This is a genomic window from Streptomyces sp. N35, assembly GCF_016464295.1.
GTDB lineage: Bacteria > Actinomycetota > Actinomycetes > Streptomycetales > Streptomycetaceae > Streptomyces.
Window position 1 is genome coordinate 19,544 of record NZ_JAEIMH010000049.1, and the last position, 3,691, is coordinate 23,234.

The 3,691-nt window shown below is 67.9% G+C and carries 4 protein-coding genes; 1 reads left to right on the forward strand and 3 read right to left on the reverse strand.

Going from position 1 to position 3,691, the window contains the following annotated elements:
- The 3 genes from JAO81_RS25235 to pdhA form a co-directional block, all read right to left on the reverse strand.
- The coding region (locus JAO81_RS25235) for a biotin/lipoyl-containing protein (RefSeq protein ID WP_307813674.1) at positions 1-376 on the reverse strand (376 nt) is incomplete at its 3' end.
- Between the two features lie 19 nt (positions 377-395).
- The gene (locus tag JAO81_RS25240) at positions 396-1,400 is read right to left on the reverse strand and encodes an alpha-ketoacid dehydrogenase subunit beta (RefSeq protein ID WP_199550216.1); all 1,005 of its coding nucleotides are present in this window, start codon (positions 1,398-1,400) and stop codon (positions 396-398) included.
- 2 nt (positions 1,401-1,402) lie between these two features.
- A complete protein-coding gene (gene pdhA / locus JAO81_RS25245; RefSeq protein WP_165334660.1) occupies positions 1,403-2,584 on the reverse strand; it encodes a pyruvate dehydrogenase (acetyl-transferring) E1 component subunit alpha in 1,182 nt (393 codons plus the stop codon).
- Positions 2,585-2,963: 379 nt separating this feature from the next.
- Here pdhA and JAO81_RS25250 point away from each other — a divergent pair, with 379 nt between their 5' ends.
- Entirely contained in the window at positions 2,964-3,623 is a 660-nt protein-coding gene (locus JAO81_RS25250; RefSeq protein ID WP_199550217.1) for a response regulator transcription factor, read from the forward strand.
- Positions 3,624-3,691 lie beyond the last annotated feature (68 nt).

The following is a 3,691-nucleotide window of genomic DNA, read 5'->3' on the forward strand; positions in this document are numbered from 1 at the left end:
CCGGGCGGCCCCGGGCCCGGCCGCCCTCGGCGGCCTCGGCGGCCTCGGCGGCCTCCGAGGCGGGAGCTGCGGAAGCCTCCGGAGCAGCGGCCGCAGCCGGCGTCTGCGCAGGCCCGGACCCCGGTGCGACATCGACCGAGATGATCACCTGGCCGACATCGACCGTCGTCCCCTCGGGGAAGCGCAGCTCATGCACCACACCGTCGTACGGAATGGGCAGCTCGACCGCGGCCTTGGCGGTCTCGACCTCGCAGACGACCTGCCCGTCGGCGACGGTGTCGCCCGGCTGGACGTACCACTTGAGGATTTCGGCCTCGGTGAGTCCCTCGCCGACGTCCGGCATCTTGAACTCACGGAAGCGAGCGTCAGTAGTCATGGTGGTCACGACCCTCTCCTCAGTACGCCAGCGAGCGGTCGACGGCGTCGAGCACCCGGTCGAGGCCCGGCAGGTACTCCTCCTCGAGCCGCGCCGGCGGATACGGCGCGTGGAAACCGCCGACCCGGAGCACGGGAGCCTCGAGGTGGTAGAAGCACCGCTCGGTGATCCGCGCGGCGATCTCCGCACCCGAACCGTAGAAGACGGGAGCCTCGTGGACCACCACAAGGCGGCCGGTCTTCTCGACGGAGGCCTGGATCGCGTCGAAGTCGATCGGGGACATGGACCGCAGGTCGAGGACCTCGATCGACTTGCCCTCCTCCTCGGCCGCGGCGGCGGCCTCGAGACAGACCTTCACCATCGGGCCGTACGCCACCAGGGTCAGGTCCGTGCCCTGGCGCAGGGTGCGGGCGGAGTGCAGCGGAGCCGGAATGGCATCGCCCGCGGCGGAGCCGCCAATAGGTGCAGTGACCTCGCTCTTGTCCCAGTAGCGCCGCTTGGGCTCGAAGTAGATCACCGGGTCGTCGCTCTGGATCGCCTGCTGGAGCATCCAGTACGCATCGTGCGAATTCGAGGGCGAGACGACCTTCAAACCCGCGACGTGCGCGAACAGCGCCTCGGGCGACTCGGAGTGGTGCTCGACCGCGCCGATGCCGCCGCCGTACGGGATACGGATGACGACCGGCAGCTTGACCTTGCCGAGCGAGCGGGCGTGCATCTTGGCGAGCTGCGTGACGATCTGGTCGTACGCGGGGAAGACGAAGCCGTCGAACTGGATCTCCACGACCGGGCGGTAGCCACGGAGCGCGAGACCGATCGCGGTGCCGACGATGCCGGACTCGGCGAGCGGGGTGTCGATGACACGGTCCTCGCCGAAGTCCTTCTGCAGGCCGTCGGTGACACGGAAGACACCGCCGAGCTTGCCGATGTCCTCACCCATGAGCAGGACCTTGGGGTCGGTCTCCAGGGCCTTGCGCAGCGATTCGTTGATCGCCTTCGCGAGGGGCAACTTCTGTACGGCCATGGTTACTTGCCCTCCCCATCCGCGAAGGACGCCTGGTAAGCGGCGAACTGTGCGCGCTCCTCGTCGACGAGGGCGCTCCCGTCCGCGTAGACATTCTCGAAGATCGCCATCATGTCCGGGTCCTCCATGGACCGGACGGCCTCGCGCACCTTCTTACCGAAGGCCTCGGACTCGGCCTCGAGCTCGCTGAAGAAGGCCTCGTCGGCCAGGCCCTCCGCGAGCAGGTAGGTGCGCAGGCGCAGGATCGGGTCCTTGGCCTCCCAGGCCTCGCGCTCCTCGTCCCTGCGGTACTTCGTCGGGTCGTCGGAGGTGGTGTGCGCACCCATGCGGTACGTGAAGGCCTCGATCAGCATCGGGCCCTCGCCGCGGCGGGCGCGCTCCAGCGCGGCGCGCGTGACGGCCAGGACGGCGAGTACGTCGTTGCCGTCGACGCGGACGCCCGGGAAGCCGAAGCCCTGGGCGCGCTGGAAGAGCGGCACCCGGAACTGCTTCTCGTTGCCCTCGGAGATCGCCCACTGGTTGTTCTGGCAGAAGAACACGACCGGCGCGTTGTAGACGGCGGCGAAGTTGAAGCCCTCCATCACATCGCCCTGGCTGGAGGCGCCGTCACCGAAGTACGCGACGACGGCCGAGTCGGCGCCGTCCTTGGTGATGCCCATCGCATAGCCCGTGGCGTGCAGCGCCTGGGAGCCGATGACGATTGTGTACAGGTGGAAGTTGTTGCTGTTGGGGTCCCAGCCGCCGTTGTTCACGCCGCGGAACATGCCCAGCAGATTCTTCGGCTCGACGCCCCGGCACCAGGCGACACCGTGTTCGCGGTACGTGGGGAAGACGTAGTCGTCGTCCTTCGTGGCGCGTCCGGAGCCGATCTGGGCGGCTTCCTGGCCGAGCAGCGAGGGCCAAAGACCCAGCTCGCCCTGGCGCTGCAGCGCGATGGCCTCGGCGTCGAACTGCCTGGTCAGGACCATGTCCTTGTACAGGCCGCGCAGCTCGTCGGCGCTCAGGTCGATGGCGTAGTCGGGGTGCTCGACGCGCTTTCCCTCGGGGGTCAGCAGCTGAACGAGCTCGGGCTCGGCGGCCTGGGCCTGCGCGGTCTTCGCGGCCTTGGTGGCGGTCTTGCCCCCGGCGCGCTTGCCACCGCTGGTGCGGCGCGGTGTGCGCGCGGCGGTGCTTTCCACGGTCACGTGTACTCCTCCGTCGGTCCGGCCCCCGGGATCGGCCGGGAACCAGTGCGGCTCACCTGTATCCGTACCCGCGCACGGGGTGGGTGCGATCGGGATGCGGGAACAGGCGTGACAGGTGCCCCGGCGAGCGCCCTGTACAAAGCACGTTACCCACGGGATCGCATATCTGCGAAACCCCATCTGACCTGCGATTTTGCTTGGATTTCCAAGTAAATCCCGGAGATGGGGAACAGCCGCTGGTCAGCGCGTTGCAAGGGGCCGGAACACGGGCACGTTATCCCGGTCACCCTCCGCATTGGAAGGCTTGTCTTTTTCCCGGATCGCCCACTCACGGGATACGCCCGAAGCGGCGGAAGGGACCGTGTGTGACACTTGCGGTGTGCGCGAAGAAGGAAAAATCACCGTATTTCTTCTCGACGACCATGAAGTGGTCCGTCGCGGAGTTCATGAGCTGTTGTCCGTCGAGGCGGATATCGAGGTGGTCGGCGAGGCCGGTACGGCCGCGGACGCCCTGGTAAGAATCCCCGCGACGCGACCCGATGTGGCCGTGCTCGATGTGCGGCTGCCCGATGGCAGCGGCGTCGAGGTGTGCCGCGAGATCCGCTCGCAGAACGAGGACATCAAATGCCTGATGCTCACCTCGTTCGCCGACGACGAGGCCCTGTTCGACGCGATCATGGCCGGCGCCTCCGGCTATGTGCTCAAGGCCATCCGCGGCAATGAGCTCCTTACGGCGGTACGTGACGTGGCGGCCGGAAAGTCGCTGCTCGACCCGGTCGCCACGGCCCGTGTCCTGGAGCGGCTGCGCGACGGGAACAATCCCAAGGGCGACGACCGGATGTCGAACCTCACCGATCAGGAGCGCAAGATTCTCGACCTGATCGGCGAGGGTCTGACGAATCGTGCCATCGGCGAGCGGCTGCATCTGGCCGAGAAGACGATCAAGAACTACGTCTCCAGCCTGCTCTCGAAGCTGGGCATGGAACGTCGCTCCCAGGCCGCCGCCTATGTCGCGCGGATGCAGGCCGAAAAGCGCTGAAGCGCGCCCCGGCGCACTGAAGCCAGCGGGGGGGCCCCCGGCCCCCCGCCGCCTTTCCCCGGTCTTGG

Coding starts and splice junctions, on each gene's coding strand:
- JAO81_RS25240 (WP_199550216.1), bottom strand. CDS start 1,400: ATGGCCGTACAGAAGTTGCCCCTCGCGAAGGCGATCAACGAATCGCTG.